Below are 21,245 nucleotides of genomic sequence, written 5' to 3' on the forward strand. Positions count from 1 at the left end.
GCGACTGGCAGCGCCGCCCGAACCGGGGTATCGTTGCCCTTTCCGCTTCCTCTGTGTGCCACCCGATGACGTCCGATTCCCTTCCCTCTTCCCTGCGCAGGCTGCAATATGCGGCCTTCGCCCCCGGCCCGCGCATGCTGGTCCTCGGTGCCGTGCACGGCAATGAAACCTGCGGTACCCAGGCCATCGCCCGCCTGCAGCACGAACTCGACAGCGGGCAACTGCGCCTGCAGCGCGGCCTGCTGACGCTGGTGCCGGTGACCAATCCGCTGGCCTACCAAAAGCAGCAACGCCAGGGCGACCGTAACCTGAACCGTAACCTGCGCCCGCACCCGGCCCCCGCCAACTTCGAGGACCAGCTCTGCAACGTGCTCTGTCCGTGGATCGATGAACACGAGATCCTGCTCGACCTGCATTCCTTCCATACCGGCGGCATGCCCTTTGCGATGCTCGGCCCGGAAGACAATGGCGGCGAGGTCGAACCCTTTGCGCATGGGGCCGCCGAAGCGCGCATGGTGGCGCACCTGGGCTGCCAGCGCGTGGTGGAAGGATGGATGGGGGCCTATGTGCGCGGGGTGGAGCGCCGCCGCCAGCAAGGCCATGCGGTTTCTCCCGACCTGCTGGACCGCCAGTATGGCGTGGGCACCACCGAATACGCGCGCAGCAAGGGTTTATACGGCGTGACCCTGGAATGTGGTCAGCACGATGATCCGCAAGCGCCGCAAGTCGCCTATCACGCCGTCCTCCAGACACTGGCCCTGCACGGCATGATCGATGTGCCCCTGCAACCGCCGCTGGCCGACATCCAGCTGATCCGCCTGGTGGACGTGATCGACATGGAACATGCCGAGGACCGCTTCACCCGGGAATGGTCCAGCTTTGACCGCGTACACCAGGGCCAGTTGATCGGCCACCGGCACAGCGGCCAGGCGGTGCTGGCGCCGGGCGACGGCTACATCGTCTTCCCCAACCCGCGCGCCCTGCCGGGCAATGAATGGTTCTACTTCGGGGTCGACAGCCAGCGCCGGCTGTGAAGTCGCAAGCGCTTCAGCAGTCCAGTGCGTAGAAGCGGGAATCGACCACCATCACCGGGAAGGCAGGCGGCAGCGTGCTCTTCTCGATGAGCCGGAAACCGTTTTTCTCGTAGAAGCGATGCGCCGCCAGGAACTTGTCGGTGGTGCCCAGGAAAATCTGACGCACGCCCTGCGCGCGCGCCCAGGCGATGGCTCCGTCCAGCAGGCGCGCGGCCGTACCATGCTCCTTGCCGCGATGGCTGGCCGCCACGAACATCTTGCGCAGTGCCACCTGGGCGTTGCCGATATCGAGCAGGGAGATGGTGCCCACCACCTTGCCGCCATCGAGCGCGACCCAGAAATTGCCATGGCCCTTCTGGTAAAAACCGGCAATATCCTTCAGGTCGGGCTGCCCCTCCAGGGTGATGGGAATGCCGAACTCTTCCTGCTGAATCGGCAGGATGACATCTACCACGCCCTGTGCGTGTTCCGGACGATAGGCTTGAATCTCGATCATGGTTAATCTTTATAAATGATTTATAGCGTTATTTAAGTTCACTTCCCGGCGTCAGCTCCCAGCAGCGGGGGCTGTGGGCGAAGCCGATATGACCGTAGTAGTCGCTCGCATCGGGGGCGGCCAGCAGGCGCAGGCGGCAGCGCGGCCCGAGGCGGCTGCGGGCGGCACGGATGAGTTCCTTGCCGATGCCCTGGCGCTGGTATTGCTCATCCACGGCCAGTTCCGACATGTAGCAGGCATAGACGAAATCGGTCACGCAGCGCGCCACACCGACCAGCAGATCACCATCCCAGGCGGTGGCCATCAGGCTGGCATGGGTCACCATGGCCTGCATGCAGTCGCGGTCCTCCAACGGACGGCGCGGGCCCAGCGAGGTGCGGGAAAGAATGTCGATGAATTGATCGGCGGTCAGGCGAAGGTCGGTACGGTAGACGATGGGCATGGGCGCAGGCGGACGTGACGACGAAGCCAGTCACGTTAACACAAAAACATAAAACGCCGCAGAGCATGCAGCGCTGCGGCGTCAGATGAGCTTTGCGAAGACCAGCGGATCAGTCCGGACGGGCGTAGACCTTGTGCGATAGCGGCTTGCCATCGGCATCGACCCGCACCAGCACCATCTCGCCCGAGGCCACGCTTTCCCCGGTCCAGCGGGCGATGTTGACGTCATGGGTCACCAGGATCAGCGCCCGGCTGCCCTTGCCCGGCAAGACCGTGCGCAGGTACTGCTGCAGTCGCTGGTTGGCCGTCTCGCCCCGGGCGGCATCGTTGAAAAAGGACGCCAGCGCCTCCTGCATCTCAGGTGGGCCAAAGCCCAGCAAGCTGGCGGTCTCCCTGGTGCGACACCACGGGCTGCTGGCCACGATGGCACCACTGATGCCCTGCTGGCGCATCCAGTTGCCGATCTTGCGGGCCTGGTCGCGGCCCTCTTCGTTCAGATTGCGTTGTGTGGTGCAGTCATTGAGCGTGAACCCGGACGGGTCACCGATGCCAGGTGCGCGCGCATGGCGCATGATCAGGATCTGATCGGGTTGGGACAGCTTGTCCGACAGTTCGGATGCGCCTGCTGCTATGGGCAGCGATGACAAGGCCAGCAGGGAAAGGAAAAAAGCGGCAAGACGCAATGACATGGACAGCCTCGACGGAAGCGGATGATCACGAGGATCGACGCCGTCAGTCTAGCCCAAGGCGTCCGCACCACGCCTGCTTCCACGCTGCATTTACCGCGTCAAAGACAGGTCATGGTGCAGAAAACGTCAGGCCATGTGCCGAACTGTTCAGGCGTTTTTCCAGCTCGGTGCGCGCTTTTCGAGGAAGGCATTGACGCCCTCCTTCTGATCCTGCGTATCGAAGAGATCAACGAAGAGTTCGCGCTCGGTCTGCAGGAGGGTGCCCAGCGGATTGTGACGCGCGCCCTGGATCAACTGCTTGCTGGCCGCCACCGACGACGGACTCTGCTTCTCGGCCTGCAAGGCCAGCGCCAGCGCACGTTCGCGCGCCTGGCCCTTGGGCACCACCTCTTCCACCAGGCCGATGCGCAGGGCGGTGTCGGCATTGACGCGTTCTCCGCACAGGATCATGCGCTTGGCCCAGCCTTCACCGACCAGCCAGGGCAGGTTCTGCGTGCCGCCCGCGCAGGGCAGCAAGCCCACGGCGGCTTCCGGCAAGGCCATCTGAGCCTGCTCTTCGGCGATGCGGATGTCGCAGGCCAGGGCGCACTCCAGGCCACCGCCCATGGCGTAGCCATTGATGGCCGCAATCGAGACGCCCCGGAAGCCCGACAAGGTCTCGAAGGCTTCCCCGAAACGACGCGCCATCTCGCGCGCCATGGCCTTGTCGCCATCGGCGAAGAGCTTGAGGTCGGCGCCGGCGGAAAAGAACTTCTCGCCCTCACCGGTCACGACCAGGGTGTAGATCTCGCGGTCGGCGTTGAGGTCCTTGACCAGCCGGGTGAGATCGGCCAGGGCCTCGCGGGTCCAGGTATTGGCGGGCGGATTGGACAGGGTCAGCACGGCGGTGTGGCCGCATTTTTCCAGCTTCAGGTTGGTGTAGGTGCTCATGCGTTTCCTCGGGATGGTTCAGCGGATGTCGTCCAGCGTGTCGCGGCCGAGCAGGTTGCGCGAGATGATCACGCGCATGATTTCATTGGTGCCTTCCAGAATCTGGTGCACCCGAACGTCGCGGAAATAGCGTTCCAGCGGATATTCGCGGATATAGCCATAGCCGCCGTGCAGTTGCAGCGCCTCATTGCAGACGCGGAAGCCCAGATCGGTCGCCAGCCGCTTGGCCATGGCGCAATAGGTGGTCGCCTCGGGCGAGCCGGCATCGAGCTTGGTGGCCGCCAGCCGCACCATCTGGCGCGCGGCCACCAGCTCGGTCTGCATGTCGGCCAGCTTGAATTGCAGCGCCTGGAAGTCGGCAATCGGACGGCCGAACTGCTTGCGCTCCTTCATGTAGGCGTGGGCCGCGTCCAGCGCCGCCTGGGCTGCACCGACCGAGCAGGTGGCAATGTTGATGCGCCCGCCATCGAGCCCCTTCATGGCGAAGACGAAACCCTCGCCTTCCTCGCCCAGCAGGTGGCTCACCGGCACCTTGACGTTGTCAAAGCTGATGGTGCGGGTGGGCTGGCTGTTCCAGCCCATCTTGCTTTCCTTCTTGCCGTAGCTGATGCCGGGGGTGTCACCCGGCACTGCGATGGCCGAGACGCCGCGCGCACCGGGGCCGCCAGTGCGGGCCATCACCACCAGCAGGTCGGTGCTGCCGGCGCCCGAGATGAAGGCCTTGGAACCGTTGATGAGATAAAAGTCGTCGACCCGGCGTGCCGTGGTCTTGAGCGAGGCCGCGTCCGACCCGGAACCGGGCTCGGTGAGGCAATAGGAGCCGATCTTCTGGCCGGCTGCCAGCTGCTCGCACCACTCCTCCTTCAGTTCCGCATGGCCCCAGGTCGCTACCATCCAGCTGACCATGTTGTGGATGGTGAGATAGGCCGCCGTCGAGGTACAGGCGCGCGCCAGTTCCTCGAAGACGATGGTGGCATCCAGGCGCGAGAGGCCCAGGCCGCCGACTTCTTCGGGCGTATAGAGACCGCAGAAGCCCAGCTCGCCCGCCTTGGCGATCACGTCCAGCGGGAAATGTGCTTCTTCGTCCCACTTGGCCGCAAAAGGTGCCATCGCACGGGCAGCGAAGTCGCGCGCACTTTGCTGGAAGGCCAGCTGGTCCTCGTTGAGTTCAAAATCCATGCTTGTCTCCTGTTCATTGTTTTATCCAGGCCGTGCGGGCGTGCGCAGGGTGGCATGCCGCCTCGGGCCTTAGCTTAATGGAATTCGCGCCGGGCAGTTGTCACCGGCGCGACATTGGCCGCTCGCTCAGGCCGCAGCCGGCCTCACGCCCTGTACCTGGGCGGCCTGGGCGAAGTCGGCCAGCAACGTGGTCTGGCGTGCCTGCATCGCGAGCACGGCCTGCTGCTTGACGTGACCGAAGCCACGCACCTGTTCTGGCAACTGTGCCAGGGCGATGGCCACAGGCAGGTTGGTGGAGGTCAGCTTGGGCAGCAGGTCCAGCATCATCTGGCGATACTGCACGATCAGCGCGCGCTCCATGCGGCGCTCTTCGGTACGTCCAAAGACATCGAAGAAGCCGCCGCGCAAGCCCTTGCAGCGGGCCAGCAGCCGCAATGCGCTCATCATCCAGCTGCCATAGCGGGCCTTGATCGGTTGGCCCTGTCCATCCTTGCGCGCGAAGATCGGCGGGGCCAGATTGAAGCTGAGCGTGAAGTCGCCCTCGAACTGCTGCGCCAGTTCTTTCTGGAACTGGCCGTTGGTATAGAGCCGCGCCACCTCGTATTCGTCCTTGTACGCCATCAGGCGCGAGAGATTGCGGGCCACGGCCAGAGTCAGCTTGTCGCTGCCCAGTGGCGCTTCGGCGGCGCGCACGGCTTCGACCACTTCCATGAACCGGGCGGCGTAAGACGCATCCTGATACTCGGTCAGCAAGGCCACGCGGCGCTTGATCAGTTGGTCCGGCGACTGCGGCAGATGCACCACCACCGGCTGGGCCGGCAGCGCGATCTGCTCCACGCGGCGCAGGTCAACGGCGGCACGGCGGCCCCAGCGGAAGGCGGTCTGGTTGGCCTCGACAGCTACGCCATTGAGTTCGATCGCACGCAGCAGCGCGGCTTCGCTCAAGGGCAGTTCACCGCGCTGCCAGGCATAGCCCAACATGAAGAGATTGGTGGCGATGGCGTCGCCCATCAAGGCCGTGGCCAGGCGTGTGGCATCGATGAAGTCGGCCTGCTGGTCGACCGATTCCAGGATCAGCGCCTTGACTTCCTCGACGGGGAACTGCCAGTCCGGGTTCTTGGCGAATTGTCCGGGCGGCTGTTGATGCAGGTTGACCACCGCCCGCGTCCGGCCAGGGCGCATCTTGGAAATGGCATCGAAGGCGCCGGCAGTCAGCATGTCGCAGCCCAGCACCAGGTCGGCCTCGCCGGTGGCGATGCGCTGGGCACGGATGGCATCGCGCCGGGCAGCGATGCGCACGTGCGAGGTGACCGAACCGTTCTTCTGCGACATGCCGGTCATGTCCAGCACCGACGCGCCCTTGCCTTCCAGATGCGCGGCCATGCCCATGAGTGCGCCGATGGTGATGACCCCGGTGCCACCGATGCCGTTGATGAGGATGTTGAAGGGCGTCTCGCAGGAAGGAATGGCCGGTTCGGGCAGCGCACCGAAATCATCGGGCGCGCCCTTCTTGTGGACGCCGGTGCGCGACTTCTTCAACTGGCCGCCAGTCACGGTGACAAAACTGGGACAGAAGCCCTTCACGCAGGAATAATCCTTGTTGCAGGAAGACTGGTCGATGACGCGCTTGCGGCCCAGTTCGGTCTCCAGCGGCAGGATCGAGGTGCAGTTGGACTGCACGCCGCAATCGCCGCAGCCCTCGCACACGGCCGCATTGATGAAGAGCCGTTCGTTGGGATCGGGAAATTCGCCTTTCTTGCGGCGGCGGCGCTTTTCGGCGGCGCAGGTCTGGTCGTAGATGATGACGCTCACGCCTGGAATCTCGCGCAGCTCGCGCTGCACGGCATCCATGTCCTTGCGGTCATGCAGGCTCACGGTTGCCGGCAGACCGTTGCGGTCGGCGTAACGGCTGATGTCTTCCGAGACCAGGGCAATGCGCTGCACGCCTTCGGCAGCCATCTGCTGCGCGATCATCGGCACCGACACGGTGCCATCGACCGGCTGCCCGCCGGTCATGGCCACGGCATCGTTGTACAGGATCTTGTAGGTCATGTTGACCTTGGCGGCGACGGCGGCGCGAATGGCGAGATAGCCCGAATGGAAATAGGTGCCATCGCCCAGGTTGGCGAACACGTGCGGCACCTTGGAGAATGGCGCCTGTCCGATCCAGGGCGCGCCCTCGCCGCCCATGTGGGTGGTCAGCTTGTTGAATTCCGGATAGATGGCGGTAGCCATCACGTGGCAGCCGATACCGGCCAGCGCGAAGCTGCCTTCAGGCACGCGGGTGGAGGTATTGTGCGGACAGCCCGAGCAATACCAGGCCGGGCGCGGCGGCGTGTTGACGGCCTTGGTCAGCACCGCATCCTTGGCATCGAGGAAGGCCAGGCGCGCCTTGATCAGGTCACTGGTATGGAAGCGCGCGATACGTGCGGCGATCACGCGCGCGATCTGGGCCACCGAGAAATCGGCCTTGGAGGTCAGCAGCCACTCGCCACGCGGGGCCACCCATTCGCCCTTTTCGTCGAACTTGCCGATCACGCGCGGACGCACGTCGTCGCGCCAGTTGTAGAGCTGCTCCTTCAACTGGTATTCGACCATCTGGCGCTTTTCTTCGACCACCAGGATCTCGTCGAGGCCCTGCGCGAACTCGCGCACGCCCTCGGGCTCCAGCGGCCAGGGCATCGAGACCTTGAACAGGCGCAAACCGATGTCGGCGGCGAAGGCTTCGTCGATACCCAGCTCGGACAAGGCTTCCAGCACGTCGAGATAAGACTTGCCGGAGGCGATGATGCCCAGCCGCGCGCGCGGGCTATCGATCATCACGCGGTTGAGTTTGTTGGCGCGGGCATAGGCCAGCGCGGCATAGATCTTGTAATCCTGCATCAGCGCTTCCTGCTTGCGCGCCTGCACGCCCAGGGTATCGGTGGAAAGCCGTGCATTGAGGCCGCCCGCAGGCATGACGAAATCGGTCGGCAGACGGATCTCGACGCGGAAGGGATCGGCATCCACCGAGGCACTGGATTCGACCGTATCTGCAAGCGCCTTGAAGCCCACCACACAGCCGGAATAACGCGACATGGCCCAGCCATGCAGGCCCAGATCGAGATACTCCTGCACGTTGCAGGGATAGAGCATCGGGATCATCGAGGCAGAGAAGATGTGGTCCGACTGGTGCGGCAGGGTTGAGGAATAGGCCCCGTGATCATCCCCGGCCACCAGCAGCACGCCGCCCTGGGCGGAGGTGCCGGCGTGGTTCATGTGCTTCAATACATCGCCGCAGCGGTCCACGCCAGGCCCCTTGCCGTACCACATGGCATAGACGCCGTCATAGTCGGAAGGACCGATCAGCTTGACCTGCTGCGTGCCCCAGACGGCGGTGGCGGCCATGTCTTCGTTCACGCCGGGCTGGAATTTCACGCGGTGCGCGGCCAGGTGCGGCTGGGCGTGCCAGAGGGCCTCGTCCAGTCCGCCCAGGGGCGAGCCGCGATAGCCGGAAATGAAACCGGCCGTGTTGAGGCCCGCCGCGCGGTCGCGGATCTGCTGCAGCATCGGCAGGCGCACCAGCGCCTGAATGCCGGAGAGATAGATGGCGCCTTCGGTAGCGGTGTATTTGTCGTCCAGACTGACAGGGGCCAGTCCGGAAGTGTCTGGAACTGGTCCGGTACGGTTGCCTGTCCGGTCAGTCAAGTGTGCGGTGACGGTATGCAAGCCGTCTGTCGCGGGGGTGCCGGGTGTCTGGTCGAGGACCGGCGAGTGAGCGCTCACTGGGGTCACAGCCTGTGCGCAGTCGCGAACGCCTTCTACGGTTGGCGTCGCCGCTGCGGCAGGCTCAGCTGCCGAACGGAATTGCATTGCTTGTCTCCAAAATTTTTGTTTCAGATAGCGTCTGCCATTACAGCACCGGGTACGGCACATCACTGCCAGACACATCGACCGTGGTAGCGGTCCACACAACAATCTCCGTCTCGAAAACTGCTGTGACTGAAGTCTATCCGCAGGTCCGCGGAATCCGGAAATACCGAATGAGGATAGGGGTATAAGAAAAAACGATAACTCGTTTTCGCTACCGCCTTCCTGCACCATCGCATTGCCTCATGACAATCTTTGGGGCGCGTGAGGCGGATTTCGACCGGTTTTTCATCTTCCTGACAGCAAGTCGCGTTATGCTAGCCGGCAAATTTTTTGCACCGCATCGCTGCACCATTTCCCCTCGACAACAACAGCACAACGAAGCCGCCACAGAGAGCCATGAGCAATCCCACCCAAGAACAGATGGAACCCGACAGCGCCGTCTACAAAACCCTGCTGGAATCGACCAAGGCGATTCCCTGGAAAATCGACTGGAGCACCATGCAGTTCGCCTACATCGGCCCGCAGATCGAGCAACTGCTGGGCTGGACGCCGGAGAGCTGGAAGACGGCCGACGACTGGGCCATGCGCATCCACGCGGAAGATCGCGAGGCGGTGGTCAATTTCTGCATCTCGCAATCCAAGGCCGGTGCCGACCACGAGGCCGACTACCGCGCCCTGACCCGCGATGGCGAGCACGTCTGGATCCGCGACGTGGTGCATGTCGTGCGCAATCCCGATGGCAGCCCCAATTCGCTGATCGGCTTCATGTTCGACATCACCGAGCGCAAGAAGACCGAGGCACGCCTGATCGAATTGCAGAAGGAGCTGGAAGCGCTGTCCTACCGCGACGGCCTGACCAACGTGGCCAACCGCCGCATGTTCGATTCGGCGCTGGAAGTGGAATGGGCCAATGCGGTCAGCACGCGCGCGCCGCTGTCGCTGATCATGCTCGACATTGATTACTTCAAGCAGTACAACGACCATTACGGCCACATCCGTGGCGACGACTGTCTCAAGCAGGTCGCGCAACTGCTCAGCCAGAGCGCCACCCGCAGCCGTGACTTCTTTGCCCGCTATGGCGGCGAGGAATTCGTGCTGATCCTGCCCGAGTGCGATGAAAAGGCGGCCCTGCAGGTCGCCCAGCGCTGCCGCACGCTGATCAATGAGGCCGCCCTGCCGCACGCCAAGTCGCAGGTCTCCCCGCACATCACCATCAGTCTGGGCGTGACCACCATCGTGCCTTCGCCGATGGACCAGCGCATTGCCTTCCTGGAACAGGCCGACCGCCGCCTGTACCGCGCCAAACAGTTGGGCCGTGACTGTATTGCCGTAGACGAGTGAACTGTACCTGTCTCGCAGCGAAGGCCATCGCTACAATCGGCCTTCCTGCTTGCGCTTAGGCGCAGGTTCCCTGACCTTGCTGCGAGACCCTCATGCCTGCCACCTACGCTTACCGCCTGCTCAACGTCTTCGCCGAATCGACCTTCGGCGGCAATCCCCTGTGCGTGTTCGAAGACGCGCGCGGCCTCGATGAGGCCACCATGCTGGCACTGGCCCTGCAATTCAACCTGTCGGAGACGACCTTCATCTTCCCCTCCACGGTTGCCGATGCGCAGGTGCGCATCTTCACCACCGGTTACGAGATGCCCTTTGCCGGCCATCCCACGCTGGGTACGGCGCAGGTGGTGCGCGAGCTGCGCGGCTGCGGCGATGCCCTGACCCTGGAATTCAAGGCCGGCGTGGTGCCCGTCACCGCCCGTGGCGATGTCTGGACCTTTACCGCGCCCTGCCCCGGTGGCGCGCGCACGGCGCCCTCGCCCCTGTCGCGCGCCGAGGTGGCGGCGCTGCTGGCGCTGGAGGCGGGCGACCTGGCCGCTGATCCGATGTGGGTCGATACCGGCGCCGACCAGTTCCTCATTCCCCTGCGCTCCACTGCGGCAGTGCGCCGCGCCCGCCCCGACAGCGGCCTGCTGGAACGCTGGCCGGCGAGCAGCCTGGGACGCAAGACGGCCTATGTCTTCGCCTTCGATGAGGCCGCCCCGGATCAGGTGCTGGCACGCTACTTCTTCACCAAGCAGGGCGGTGGCGTGGCCGAGGATCCAGGCACCGGCTCGGCCTGCGCCAACCTGGGCGGCTGGCTCATCGCGACCGGCGCAACGCTGCCGGCGCGCTACGCCATCGATCAGGGTGCGGCCGTGGACCGTCCGTCACGCCTGCATCTTGCGGTCGATGCCGGGGGCGCAATCCAGGTCGGCGGCCGCGTCATCGAGATCGGACGCGGCACCGTCACCATCGATCCGGTCGGACAGACCATGCTGGCCTGAGCAGGCTGCTCAGCGTGTGAGACCGCCCTCCTGCGTGAGCGGAAAGATCAGCGCATGCAGCCAGTCCATGAACTCAGCCAGCCGCGCCGGTACGTGACGCCGGCTGGCGTACAGGATCGTGACCGGCATGGGGGCCGGTCGATATTGCGGCAGCACTTCCACCAGCTTGCCGCCGTCGAGCATCTTGCGTTTCTGCGCGCCCACCAGCGGCAACTGGATCAGTCCCAGGCCGGCCTGACAGGCGGCGTAATAGGTCTCCGTGCCATTGACCGTGACGCTGCCGGCCATGGACAGGGTGTGCGTCTGGCGGCCATCGAACCACTCCCAGCCGGGCGAACGTCCGCCCAGCATCTGCCGGTAATGCACCAGCTGGTGCTGCGCCAGATCCTCCAGCGTACGCGGCGTGCCGTGGCGTTTCAGATAGGCGGCGCTGGCGCAGTTGATCTGCACCAGGTGGCCGATGGGCCGCGCCACCAGTGAGGAGTCATCCAGCGTGCCGGTACGCAGCACGCAATCAAATCCCTCCGCCACCAGGTCCACCCGGCGGTCACTGGCCGAGAGTTCGATCTCCAGTTGCGGATGCTGGGCCAGGAAGCCCGGCAAGGCCGGCAGCACCACTTCGCGCGCCATGGCGCTGGACATGTCGACCCGCAACTTGCCGCTCAAAGGCTGACCGCCTGCCCGAAACATGCCGCGCAAGGATTCGAATTCATCCAGCAGTTCCTGGCTGCGCCGGTAGAAGGCCTCGCCATCGGCGGTCAGCTGCACGCGCCGCGTGGTGCGCTGGAGCAGGCGCGTGCCCAGCATCTGCTCCAGTTGCTGTACGGCCAGCGACACGCTGGCGTTGGGCAGCCCGAGCTGGCGCGCCGCACCGCTGAAGCTGGCCAGTTCGGCCACGCGCTGGAAGATCTTGAGGGTATCCAACTGGTTCATGTGCTCGCCTGATTATTATTCAATTCTGAAAAGTCTAATAGTAAATCCTGAATTTATTCTTAAATTTCTTCTCAATATACTGAGCTCCTCAACAACCAAGGAGCCCGACATGAACGCCCAAGCTGCTTCCACCCCCACTTCTCCCCGCATCGCCCTGATCACCGGCGGCAGCCGGGGCCTGGGCAAGAACACCGCCCTGCACCTGGCCCGCGAAGGCGTGGGCATCCTCCTGACCTATGTCGGCAACCGTACTGCTGCCGATGCCGCAGTGTCAGAAATCGAAGCCCTCGGTGTACCGGCGGTGGCCTTGCAGCTGGACTTGGCCGACAGCGCAAGTGTTACGGCCTTCGCACAACAAGTGTCCGATGCACTGTACCGGGTCTGGCAGGTCCGCCAGTTCAACTATCTGATCAACAACGGCGGCATGGGCATCTATGGCCCGATCGCCGAGACCAGCGAAGCGGACTTCGATGCGCTCTACAAGGTCCATCTCAAGGGGCCGTTCTTCCTGACCCAGGCGCTGCTGCCACTGCTGGCCGATGGTGGCCGCATCATCAACATCTCCAGCGGGCTGGCACGCTTCACCCTGCCGGGCTACGCTGCCTATGCCGCCATGAAGGGTGGCGTGGAAGTGATGACGCGCTACATGGCCAAGGAATTCGGCGCGCGCGGCATTGCCGTCAATACCGTGGCACCGGGCGCCATCGAGACCGATTTCGGCGGAGGCCGCGTGCGCGACAATGCCGAGCTCAACGCCTTTGTCGCCAGCCAGACCGCACTGGGCCGGGTCGGCGTGCCCGATGACATCGGCGCGGCGGTGGCCTCCCTGCTGCGTCCGGACAACGGATGGATCAATGCCCAGCGGGTGGAAGTCTCGGGCGGCATGTTCATCTGAGCCCCGCGCACGCGCATGATCGGCGGTTCGCCGCAGGAAGAAGAAACCGGTGTTTCCACTTGGGAAATACCGGTTTTTTTGTGCGCATGACGGCCCCTGCGTGCACCCTGGCCACTGCTTTTTTCCACTCCCGTGCACACGCCGCGCGGCCCCGTGCAGCCGGCCCTTGCAGGCCGCGACGCATTCTGTTGCGCAATGGAATCTGCTCGGGTAACATCGCTCGGCGTTTGGTGCAGCCCCGTTCTTGCTGACGTGTCCCGCATGTGAGCAGAGCAGGTGATGACACCACCGCCTCCACGGGCGGCAGACACAGAACAACAGATCAGGGCACCGTTTCAGATGCGGTGATTTCAGGGAAGGACGACACGGCAGTGCACCGGAGGCGGCATCGCGTCCGGAGCGCAAGACGGCGTCCACGGTGTGGCGTATTCATGGGGGCCAGTATTTTCAGTCGATTCTTTCGCAATCGCGCAGTGCGTGCCTGTGCGAACGCGGCCACCCTGTTTGCGGCCCTGCTGGCGGCTTCCCCTTCCCACGCTGCCGATGTCGCCGGTTCTTCCACGACGGCCGGTCCCGATTGTTCACGAACCTACACGCTGGCCCTGCACGATCACGGCCTGCTCTATTCTGCGGCCACCGATACGGGGATCGACAAGGATTTTGCCGATGAGCTGATCCGCCGCAGCGGCTGCAAGGTCAACGTCAGTCTCATGTCGCGTGCGCGCATCTGGCAGTTGATCGAGTCAGGCGCGCTGGACTTCAGCCTCTCCGGCATCACCAATGCCGAGCGCGACAGATTCGCCTCCTTCGCCTGGTACTTCAGCAACAAGTACTACCTGCTGGTGCGCAAGGATGCGGGCATCACCCAGCTGGCCGATATCGCCCGCAGCGAGCGTTTCCAGCTTGGCGTCATCCGTGGCTTCCGCTACAGCAGCAACGCCAACCGTGTGGTGGACGAACTGGCCGCCGCCAATCGCGTCACCCTGGCCGGCGGGCTGGAGCCGCTCTATGAGGCGCTGCTGCAGAATCGCATCCAGGGCATGATCATGGAGCCCTTCGATTATCCGGTGGTGGGAGAAAAGCGCATTCGCGAGGCCACCACCATCATCAGCTTCGAGGATCCCTCGGTGCTGCATGGATTGATCATGTCGCGCCAGGCCCTGCCCCCCGCCGAGCAGGAAAAATGGCGCGCCCTGGTCAATGGCATGCTGGCCGATGGTACGGTGCTGCGCATCTTCCGCAAGTACTTCAATGCGGAACTGGCGGCAGCCATGGTCCAATTCCAGAGCAAGCCGTGAACTGGATACGCCAGATCCTGCTGCCCCTGATCATCCTGGCCACAGGATTGGGCGTCACCTGGACCGCCTGGGACCACGAACGCGACGCCGCCGCCAAGGAGGTCCATACCCAGTTCGCCTCGGTGCTGCGCGAGACCGTCAGCCGCATCGAGCAGCGCATGGCTTCCTACGAACAGATGCTGCATGGGGTGCAGGGTCTGATCTCGGCCACCGGCAACATCGACCGCAACCAGTTCCGCGACTATGTCGAGGCGCTCAACCTGGACGCCAATTTTTCCGGCATCCAGGCCATCTCCATCGAGGAGTGGGTGCCGGCCCGGCAACTCGATGCCCATCTGGCCCGCATGGCGCGCCAGGGCTTGGCGGACTACAAGATCCGCCCGGCGGGAGCTCGCCCGGCCTATGCCCCGACCATCCTGCGCGAGCCCTACGTGGGCCGCAACCGTCTCCCCTTCGGCAACGACCAGTGGTCCGATCCGGTGCGACGCGCGGCCATGGAAAAGGCGCGCGACTCCGGCATGGCGACCGTCTCCGGCAAGATCGAACTGGCCGGTGAAGGGCCGGCCACACCGGCCTTCATGATGTACCTGCCGCTGTACGAGCGCGGCCAGCCGCAGTCCACCATCGCCGAGCGGCGCGCCAGCCTGATCGGCTGGGTGCATGCGGTCTTCCGCATGAGCGATGTGATCGCCAGTCTGTACGGCGAGAGCAGCCGCACCATCGCCTTCATGCTCTTCGACGGCGTCACGCGGGACCCGCAGGACCTGCTCTACCGCTCGCCGCTGGCCAGCGCCCCGCTGCACCGCCCACGCCTGCAGGCCGATGAATATCTGGTGGTGGCCAATCACAACTGGACCCTCTCCATCAGCACCACCGACGCCTTCACCACCCAGTTCGGGCGCAATGCCGAGCAGCTCATCGCTGCCACCGGCATCGGCTTGAGCATCACGCTGGCCCTGCTGGCCTGGCTGATGATGTCCAGCCGCAAGCGCGCCGTGCGTCTGGCCGAGAAGATGACGGCGGAACTGCGCGCCAGCGAGGAACAGTTCCGCGCCATCGCCGACTGCACCGTCAACTGGGAAGTCTGGTGGGGCCGCGATGGCCGCCCGCGCTGGATCAATCATGCCGTGCGCGACTACACCGGCTATACGGTGGAACAATGCCTGAGCATGCCGGACTTCATCGGCAGCATCGTCCATCCCGACGACGAGCACCGCATACGCGCCGAGCTGGCGCGCTGCATGGATGGCCAGAAGCGCGAGGACGTGGAATTCCGCTGCGTACGCAAGGATGGCACGGTGTTCTGGCTGTCGCTGTCGTCGGCGCCGATTGCCGATGCCCAGGGCAGCTTCACGGGATTCCGCACCAGTGCGCGCGACATCACCGAGCGCAAGCAGATCGAAGCCGAACTGCGCATCTCGGCAGTAGCCTTCGATTCGCGCGAGGGCATGCTCATCACCGACGCCAACAGCAAGATCCTGCGCGTGAACAAGGCCTTCACCGAGATCACCGGCTACACCGCCGAGGAAATTGTCGGCAAGCATCCCAAGCTGCTGCGCTCGGACCGCCATGGTCCGGCCTTCTTCCAGGAGATGCGCGAGAGCATCCGCCGCTTCGGCAAGTGGCAGGGTGAGATCTGGGACCGTCGCAAGAACGGCGAGGTCTATCCCGAGTGGCTGACCATCTCGGCGGTCAAGAACAAGGACAACCAGGTCACCCACTACGTCAGCACCCATCACGACATCAGCGACCGCAAGCTGGCCGAGGAACGCATCCGCGAGCTGGCCTTCTTCGACGCCCTGACCCGCCTGCCCAACCGCACCCTGCTGCTGGACCGCCTCAAGCAGGCCATCGCACTGTCGCTGCGCACCCGCACCTGCGGCGCGCTGCTGTTCATCGACCTGGATCACTTCAAGACCCTCAACGATACCGTCGGCCATGAGAAGGGCGACACCCTGTTGAAACAGGTGGCCCAGCGCCTGCTGGCCAACGTGCGTGAAAACGATACGGTGGCGCGGGTGGGCGGTGATGAATTCGTGGTGGTGCTCGAATCCTTGAGCGATACCCAGCAGGAAGCCGCCACCCAGACCCGCGCCATCGGCGAGAAGATCCTCGCCGCGCTGGGCGCCACCTACCAGCTGGACGACGTCGAATATCGCACCACTGCCAGCATCGGCGCCACCGTTTTCCTGGGGCGGGCGACCTCGGTGGATGAACTGATGAAGCAGGCCGACCTGGCCATGTACAAGGCCAAGGAAACCGGCCGCAATGCGCTGCGCTTCTTCGACCCGGCCATGCAGACCGCCGTGCTGGAACGCGCCACCCTGGAAGCCGGCCTGCGCAAGGCCATTGAAGGGGAGCAGCTGTTGCTGCACTACCAGCCGCAGGTGGTCGAGGGTGGTCGCGTGACCGGTGCGGAAGTACTGGTACGCTGGCAGCATCCGCAGCGCGGCATGGTGCCCCCGGGCGACTTCATCCCGCTGGCCGAAGAAACCGGACTGATCCTCTCGCTGGGCAACTGGGTGCTGGAAACCGCCTGCAAGCAGCTGGCCGTCTGGGCCAAGCGGCCGCGCATGGCCGAGCTCAGCATCGCCGTCAACGTCAGCGCGCCGCAATTGCGCGAGGCCGATTTCGTGCAGACCGTGCTGGACATCATCGAGCGCACCGGCGCCAATCCGCGCCGCCTCAAGCTGGAGCTCACCGAAAGCCTGCTGGTGGACAACGTGGAAGACATCATCCAGAAGATGTTTGCCTTGAAGGCTTACGGCGTAGAGTTTTCGCTGGACGATTTCGGCACCGGTTATTCGTCCCTGTCCTACCTCAAGCGGCTGCCGCTGAATCAGCTTAAAATCGACCAGTCTTTCGTGCGCGATGTCCTGATCGATCCCAACGACGCCTCGATAGCCAAGACCATCGTCAACCTGGCCCAGAGCCTGGGGCTGGGGGTGATCGCCGAGGGCGTGGAAACCGATGCCCAGCGCTCCTTCCTGGCCGATGCCGGCTGCCATGCCTACCAGGGCTATTACTTCTGCCGGCCCGTGACGGTCGATGCCTTCGAGAAATTCGCCCAGGACCGCGACCCCCTCATATCCGTTGCCTAGGAGTCCGATCTCATGAGTCACGCTTTGTCCGCCTTCGCCATCAATCAAAAATGGCCGGCCCAGCACCCCGAGCGCATCCAGCTGTATTCGCTGCCCACGCCCAATGGCGTGAAGGTCTCGATCATGCTGGAAGAAACCGGCCTGCCCTACGAAGCCCACCTGGTGAGCTTCGAGACCAATGACCAGATGTCACCGGAGTTCCTGTCGCTGAACCCGAACAACAAGATCCCCGCCATCATCGATCCCAATGGCCCCAATGGTGCAGCGCTGCCGCTGTTCGAATCGGGTGCCATCCTGCTCTACCTGGCCGAGAAGACCGGCCAGTTCCTGCCCGCCGATGCCGCCGCGCGCTACCAGGTGATCCAGTGGGTGATGTTCCAGATGGGCGGCGTAGGTCCGATGTTCGGCCAGTTGGGCTTCTTCCACCGCTTCGCCGGCAAGGAGTACGAAGACAAGCGTCCGCGCGACCGTTACGTCAACGAAACCAAACGTCTGCTGGGCGTGATGGACCGGCGTCTGGCACAAAGCCAGTGGCTGGGTGGCGATGCCTATTCGATCGCCGACATCGCCACCTTCCCGTGGATCCGCAACCTGATCGGCTTCTATGAGGCCGCCGAGCTGGTCGGCTTCCAGGACTTCCCCCATGTGGCACGGGCACTGCAAGCCTTCGTGGCACGGCCGGCGGTGGTGCGCGGGCTCAACATTCCGGCGCGCGACTGATCGATCCGCGCTGGGCGCCTGTTGCGGGTGGCGCAGGGTGTAAATCACTTTGCGGCAGCACGCGCTGCGCGTTAACATGGCGCCCATCCCTGCAAACGCATCCCGCCCGTCATGAGCTACCGTAGTCTCCTGCCCCCGAATGTTCGTGTCCGGCCCTTGCGCCGCCGCCTGCTGGCGGCGCTGTGCGGCCTTGCCGTACTGGCGTCCACACCGGTACACGCGGTTGACCTGTCCCTGAAGACGATCCGCGTGGGCAATCTCTCGCGCGCGTATTTTTCCGAACGTGCCGCGCCCGGTGAGCCGCAACCTCTGATCATCGCGCTGCATGCCAGTGGCTCCAGCGGCTCGCTCATGGCGCGCGCCACCGGGCTGACCGAGATCGCCGAAGCCGCCGGCTACATGATCGTGTATCCCAACGGCACCGGGCTGGCCATTGATGCGCGCACCTGGAATTCGGGCGGCTGCTGCGGCTATGCGCAGATGCACAAGGTGGATGACGTCGCCTTCCTGCGCGCCCTGATCGACAAGCTGGTCAAGGATGGCCTGGCCGATCCGCGGCGCATCTATCTGGTGGGCGTCTCCAACGGCGGCATGATGGCCTATCGCATGGCCGCCGAAGCGCCCGAACTGTTCCGGGCGGTGGCGGTAGTCAGCGCGGTGCTGGACGTGCCGCCCGAGACGGTCAAGGCTCCCATGCCGCTGCTGCATATCCACGGCAGCGACGACCCTTTCATCCCCTTCCTGGGGGGTATCGGCAAGCAGGAAGTCTCGCAGCTGCCGCGCATCTCGGTGGCGCGCAGCATCGAAGCCTTCATCAAGGCCGATGGTGCCAATCCACGACCGACCGTGACCGACATCCCCGACACCGCCAACGACGGCACCACCATTCGCCAGTACACCTACGCCAGCAAGACCGACCCGCAGGCCGTGGTGCTCTACGAGGTCAAGGGCGGCGGCCATGCCTGGCCGGGCGGCGTGGTGCCCATCGTCAATGGCGGCAAGTCCTCGCAGAACCTGGACACCTCGCGCACCGTCATCAACTTCTTCAATGCCCACGGCGGTGGCCGCCAGAACGAGCAGGTCGACGACAAGCTGCCGCCCGGCGCCACACCGCTGCCCGCGCCGCCTGCCACACCGGCCTCCCCCTTGCCGACGAAGCCGCCCGTGCCCGCCGCACCTGCACCCACGCGCCCCGGCATGAAGGGACTGGCCCCTGGCTGACGCTGCCATCGCAACACGATTCGCACTATCATAGGCCCCAGCGTTCAACCCTCCCGCCACGACAATGAAAAGACTTCTGACCAGCATCCTGATCGCCATCGTCCTGTACTTCCTGCTGCCCTGGATCGGCAAGCTGATTCCGCATTACCGCCTGGCCGTCATCTGCATCACCGCCGGCATCGTCTCCTTTGCGGTCTCCGCGCTGATGGACAAGACCTGATTCCGTCTGCTTTCGCGCGGCCCGCCAACGAAAACGGCCGCAACGTGAAGACGTTGCGGCCGTTTCGTTTCATCACTTCAGTTCATGCAGGCTGCATCAGCATTTCAGCACTCCCCCTTGCGCTCATGACCCGGCGGGCAGTCGTGTCCGCGTCCCGGACCACGGTGGTCGTCATCATCACGATGGTGACGCGGCCCGTGACCCGGTGGCGGACCGCCGCGCCAGCCGCCGCGATCGAGCTCCCATCCGCGCGGCCCCTGACGCCATACGGGCGCGGCATACACATAGCCGGGGCGCTCGCGCACCCAGTGGCCTTCGCGCCAGATGTGGCGATGACCATCCCAATCCCAGAAGCCGGGTGCCCACACATAACCATGGCGCGGCGGCGGGAGCGGTTCGGCGCGCGGCGGCGGCGGTGCACCGATGTTGATGTTGACCGACACCTGCGCCTGGGCAAGCGGCAGCACAGCTGCGGACGCACCAAGCGCCACCAGGCTGGCGAATATTATTTTTTTCATCATATAAAATAATCAGAGGGTGAATATTTTTGTAGGACAGCGGCCCCACCGGCACGGTTCCGGTCTTTACACCGGCAGGCCCCGGGTCAGCCGCCCTTGGCGTTCTTGAACATGGTCTTGATCCCGCGAATGGCCTGGCGGATGCGCGATTCATTCTCGATCAGGGCGAAGCGCACATACTCGTCGCCGTACTCACCGAAACCGATGCCGGGCGAGACGCAGACCTTGGCCTGTTCCAGCAGGATGCGTGAAAACTCCAGCGAACCGAACTGGCGATACGGTTCGGGGATGCGCGCCCAGATGTACATCGAGGCCTTGGGAATATCGACCATCCAGCCGGCCTCGTGCAGGCCCTTGACCAGGACATTGCGGCGCTTTTCGTAATTGGCGCGGATCTCCTCCACGCAGGACTGGTCGCCTTCCAGCGCCGCGATGGCCGCCACCTGCACCGGGGTGAAGCTGCCATAGTCGTGATAGCTCTTGATGCGCGCCAGCGCAGCCACCAGCCGGGCATTGCCGACCATGAAGCCGATGCGCCAGCCGGCCATGTTGTAGCTCTTGGAGAGCGTGAAGAATTCCACTGCAACCTCCCGCGCGCCCGGCACCTGCATGATGGACGGGGCTTTCCAGCCATCGAAGGTGATGTCGGCATAGGCCAGGTCATGCACCACCAGGATGTGGTGTTCGCGCGCCAGCCTGACCACGCGCTCGAAGAATTCCAGTTCCACGCATTGCGCGGTCGGATTGGAGGGAAAGCCCAGGATCATCATCTTGGGCTTGGGATAGCTCTCGCGCACCGCACGTTCCAGCTCGTCGAAGAAATCCACGCCCGGGCTCATGCGCACCGAGCGGATGTTGGCGCCGGCAATGACCGCGCCATAGATGTGGATGGGGTAGCTGGGATTGGGCACCAGCACGGTATCCCCCTTGTCGAGGGTGGCCAGCATCAGGTGCGCCAGGCCTTCCTTGGATCCGATGGTGACGATGGCTTCGCTGTCGGGATCGAAATCGACCTCATAGCGGCTGCGATACCAGTGCGCAATCGCCCGCCGCAGACGCGGGATGCCCTTGGAGGAAGAATAGCCGTGGGTATCGGGCCGCTGCGCGACTTCCACCAACTTCTCCACGATGTGCGGCGGCGTGGCGCCATCGGGGTTGCCCATGGACATGTCGATGATGTCCTCGCCACGACGGCGGGCAGCCATCTTCAGTTCGGCGGTGATGTTGAAGACGTAGGGCGGCAGCCGGTCAATGCGCGGGAAGCTGACCGGGAAGGCGTCCGGGGAAGTGGCAGGGGAAGAGGAAACAGCAGGCGTGCGCGAGGGATCGCGCGAATCGGCGGATTGCGTCATGGAGGTCTTTCACGTCAGCGCCCGGAACCGTCCGAGCGACGT

18 protein-coding genes are annotated in these 21,245 nt (G+C 64.3%); 9 read left to right on the plus strand and 9 right to left on the minus strand.

Going from position 1 to position 21,245, the window contains the following annotated elements; translation table 11 throughout:
* The first annotated feature begins 65 nt into the window (after window positions 1-65).
* Window positions 66-1,034 (plus strand): M14 family metallopeptidase, encoded by a 969-nt coding sequence (locus HWE01_RS13200; RefSeq protein WP_241822045.1) that lies wholly within the window; start codon window positions 66-68, stop codon window positions 1,032-1,034.
* Window positions 1,035-1,047: 13 nt separating this feature from the next.
* Here the strand turns inward: HWE01_RS13200 and HWE01_RS13205 are convergent, their stop codons facing one another.
* The 6 genes from HWE01_RS13205 to HWE01_RS13230 form a co-directional block, all read right to left on the minus strand.
* Window positions 1,048-1,530: a GNAT family N-acetyltransferase gene (locus tag HWE01_RS13205; RefSeq protein WP_241822046.1), complete on the minus strand. Its 483-nt coding sequence runs from the start codon at window positions 1,528-1,530 to the stop codon at window positions 1,048-1,050.
* 28 nt (window positions 1,531-1,558) lie between these two features.
* The gene (locus HWE01_RS13210; RefSeq protein WP_008329354.1) at window positions 1,559-1,972 is read right to left on the minus strand and encodes a GNAT family N-acetyltransferase; all 414 of its coding nucleotides are present in this window, start codon (window positions 1,970-1,972) and stop codon (window positions 1,559-1,561) included.
* A gap of 109 nt (window positions 1,973-2,081) precedes the next feature.
* Window positions 2,082-2,660 carry a histidine phosphatase family protein gene (locus tag HWE01_RS13215; RefSeq protein ID WP_241822047.1) on the minus strand — a complete coding sequence of 193 codons (579 nt, stop codon included), beginning with the start codon at window positions 2,658-2,660 and terminating at the stop codon, window positions 2,082-2,084.
* 147 nt (window positions 2,661-2,807) lie between these two features.
* Window positions 2,808-3,590 (minus strand): enoyl-CoA hydratase, encoded by a 783-nt coding sequence (locus HWE01_RS13220; protein ID WP_008329356.1) that lies wholly within the window; start codon window positions 3,588-3,590, stop codon window positions 2,808-2,810.
* 18 nt (window positions 3,591-3,608) lie between these two features.
* Window positions 3,609-4,769 (minus strand): acyl-CoA dehydrogenase family protein, encoded by a 1,161-nt coding sequence (locus HWE01_RS13225; protein ID WP_008329358.1) that lies wholly within the window; start codon window positions 4,767-4,769, stop codon window positions 3,609-3,611.
* Window positions 4,770-4,895: 126 nt separating this feature from the next.
* A complete protein-coding gene (locus HWE01_RS13230; RefSeq protein ID WP_502798442.1) occupies window positions 4,896-8,477 on the minus strand; it encodes an indolepyruvate ferredoxin oxidoreductase family protein in 3,582 nt (1,193 codons plus the stop codon).
* 540 nt (window positions 8,478-9,017) lie between these two features.
* On the opposite strand from HWE01_RS13230, the gene HWE01_RS13235 reads away from it, so the two are divergent.
* Window positions 9,018-9,962, plus strand: coding sequence for a GGDEF domain-containing protein (locus tag HWE01_RS13235; RefSeq protein ID WP_241822049.1), 945 nt, complete (start codon window positions 9,018-9,020; stop codon window positions 9,960-9,962).
* Between the two features lie 92 nt (window positions 9,963-10,054).
* Entirely contained in the window at window positions 10,055-10,945 is an 891-nt protein-coding gene (locus HWE01_RS13240; RefSeq protein WP_008329361.1) for a PhzF family phenazine biosynthesis protein, read from the plus strand.
* A gap of 9 nt (window positions 10,946-10,954) precedes the next feature.
* On the opposite strand, the gene HWE01_RS13245 is transcribed toward HWE01_RS13240, so the two are convergent.
* A complete protein-coding gene (locus tag HWE01_RS13245) occupies window positions 10,955-11,878 on the minus strand; it encodes a LysR family transcriptional regulator (protein ID WP_241822050.1) in 924 nt (307 codons plus the stop codon).
* 109 nt (window positions 11,879-11,987) lie between these two features.
* On the opposite strand from HWE01_RS13245, the gene HWE01_RS13250 reads away from it, so the two are divergent.
* The 6 genes from HWE01_RS13250 to HWE01_RS13275 all read left to right on the plus strand — a co-directional run bounded on the left by HWE01_RS13250 (window position 11,988) and on the right by HWE01_RS13275 (window position 19,333).
* Window positions 11,988-12,773 carry an SDR family NAD(P)-dependent oxidoreductase gene (locus tag HWE01_RS13250; RefSeq protein WP_241822051.1) on the plus strand — a complete coding sequence of 262 codons (786 nt, stop codon included), beginning with the start codon at window positions 11,988-11,990 and terminating at the stop codon, window positions 12,771-12,773.
* A gap of 431 nt (window positions 12,774-13,204) precedes the next feature.
* The gene (locus HWE01_RS13255; protein WP_241822052.1) at window positions 13,205-14,071 is read left to right on the plus strand and encodes a substrate-binding periplasmic protein; all 867 of its coding nucleotides are present in this window, start codon (window positions 13,205-13,207) and stop codon (window positions 14,069-14,071) included.
* Window positions 14,068-17,172, plus strand: coding sequence for a bifunctional diguanylate cyclase/phosphodiesterase (locus HWE01_RS13260; RefSeq protein WP_175343446.1), 3,105 nt, complete (start codon window positions 14,068-14,070; stop codon window positions 17,170-17,172). Before HWE01_RS13255 ends, HWE01_RS13260 begins: the two co-directional genes overlap by 4 nt.
* A gap of 12 nt (window positions 17,173-17,184) precedes the next feature.
* Complete coding sequence (locus tag HWE01_RS13265) at window positions 17,185-17,892, plus strand: glutathione S-transferase N-terminal domain-containing protein (protein WP_241822053.1); 708 nt, start codon at window positions 17,185-17,187, stop codon at window positions 17,890-17,892.
* 111 nt (window positions 17,893-18,003) lie between these two features.
* Entirely contained in the window at window positions 18,004-19,113 is a 1,110-nt protein-coding gene (locus HWE01_RS13270; protein ID WP_241822054.1) for a CE1 family esterase, read from the plus strand.
* Window positions 19,114-19,177: 64 nt separating this feature from the next.
* Entirely contained in the window at window positions 19,178-19,333 is a 156-nt protein-coding gene (locus tag HWE01_RS13275) for a hypothetical protein (protein WP_008329375.1), read from the plus strand.
* A 104-nt stretch (window positions 19,334-19,437) separates the two neighbouring features.
* Here HWE01_RS13275 and HWE01_RS13280 read toward each other — a convergent pair whose 3' ends face one another.
* Together HWE01_RS13280 and alaC are read right to left on the minus strand one after the other, a co-directional pair.
* On the minus strand, window positions 19,438-19,854 hold the full coding sequence (locus HWE01_RS13280; protein ID WP_502798441.1) for a YXWGXW repeat-containing protein: 417 nt from the start codon (window positions 19,852-19,854) through the stop codon (window positions 19,438-19,440).
* A gap of 83 nt (window positions 19,855-19,937) precedes the next feature.
* The gene (alaC, locus tag HWE01_RS13285) at window positions 19,938-21,203 is read right to left on the minus strand and encodes an alanine transaminase (RefSeq protein ID WP_241822056.1); all 1,266 of its coding nucleotides are present in this window, start codon (window positions 21,201-21,203) and stop codon (window positions 19,938-19,940) included.
* Window positions 21,204-21,245: the final 42 nt, after the last annotated feature.

It is taken from the genome of Herbaspirillum sp. C7C8 (genome assembly GCF_022627875.1).
Lineage (GTDB): Bacteria > Pseudomonadota > Gammaproteobacteria > Burkholderiales > Burkholderiaceae_D > Herbaspirillum.

Excerpts from the sequence above, each read along its gene's own strand:
- HWE01_RS13200 (WP_241822045.1), top strand. The coding sequence starts at position 66 with ATGACGTCCGATTCCCTTCCCTCTTCCCTGCGCAGGCTGCAATATGCG.
- HWE01_RS13205 (WP_241822046.1), bottom strand. The coding sequence starts at position 1,530 with ATGATCGAGATTCAAGCCTATCGTCCGGAACACGCACAGGGCGTGGTA.
- HWE01_RS13210 (WP_008329354.1), bottom strand. The coding sequence starts at position 1,972 with ATGCCCATCGTCTACCGTACCGACCTTCGCCTGACCGCCGATCAATTC.
- HWE01_RS13215 (WP_241822047.1), bottom strand. The coding sequence starts at position 2,660 with ATGTCATTGCGTCTTGCCGCTTTTTTCCTTTCCCTGCTGGCCTTGTCA.
- HWE01_RS13220 (WP_008329356.1), bottom strand. The coding sequence starts at position 3,590 with ATGAGCACCTACACCAACCTGAAGCTGGAAAAATGCGGCCACACCGCC.
- HWE01_RS13225 (WP_008329358.1), bottom strand. The coding sequence starts at position 4,769 with ATGGATTTTGAACTCAACGAGGACCAGCTGGCCTTCCAGCAAAGTGCG.
- HWE01_RS13235 (WP_241822049.1), top strand. The coding sequence starts at position 9,018 with ATGAGCAATCCCACCCAAGAACAGATGGAACCCGACAGCGCCGTCTAC.
- HWE01_RS13240 (WP_008329361.1), top strand. The coding sequence starts at position 10,055 with ATGCCTGCCACCTACGCTTACCGCCTGCTCAACGTCTTCGCCGAATCG.
- HWE01_RS13245 (WP_241822050.1), bottom strand. The coding sequence starts at position 11,878 with ATGAACCAGTTGGATACCCTCAAGATCTTCCAGCGCGTGGCCGAACTG.
- HWE01_RS13250 (WP_241822051.1), top strand. The coding sequence starts at position 11,988 with ATGAACGCCCAAGCTGCTTCCACCCCCACTTCTCCCCGCATCGCCCTG.
- HWE01_RS13255 (WP_241822052.1), top strand. The coding sequence starts at position 13,205 with ATGGGGGCCAGTATTTTCAGTCGATTCTTTCGCAATCGCGCAGTGCGT.
- HWE01_RS13265 (WP_241822053.1), top strand. The coding sequence starts at position 17,185 with ATGAGTCACGCTTTGTCCGCCTTCGCCATCAATCAAAAATGGCCGGCC.
- HWE01_RS13270 (WP_241822054.1), top strand. The coding sequence starts at position 18,004 with ATGAGCTACCGTAGTCTCCTGCCCCCGAATGTTCGTGTCCGGCCCTTG.
- HWE01_RS13275 (WP_008329375.1), top strand. The coding sequence starts at position 19,178 with ATGAAAAGACTTCTGACCAGCATCCTGATCGCCATCGTCCTGTACTTC.
- HWE01_RS13280 (WP_502798441.1), bottom strand. The coding sequence starts at position 19,854 with ATGATGAAAAAAATAATATTCGCCAGCCTGGTGGCGCTTGGTGCGTCC.
- alaC (WP_241822056.1), bottom strand. The coding sequence starts at position 21,203 with ATGACGCAATCCGCCGATTCGCGCGATCCCTCGCGCACGCCTGCTGTT.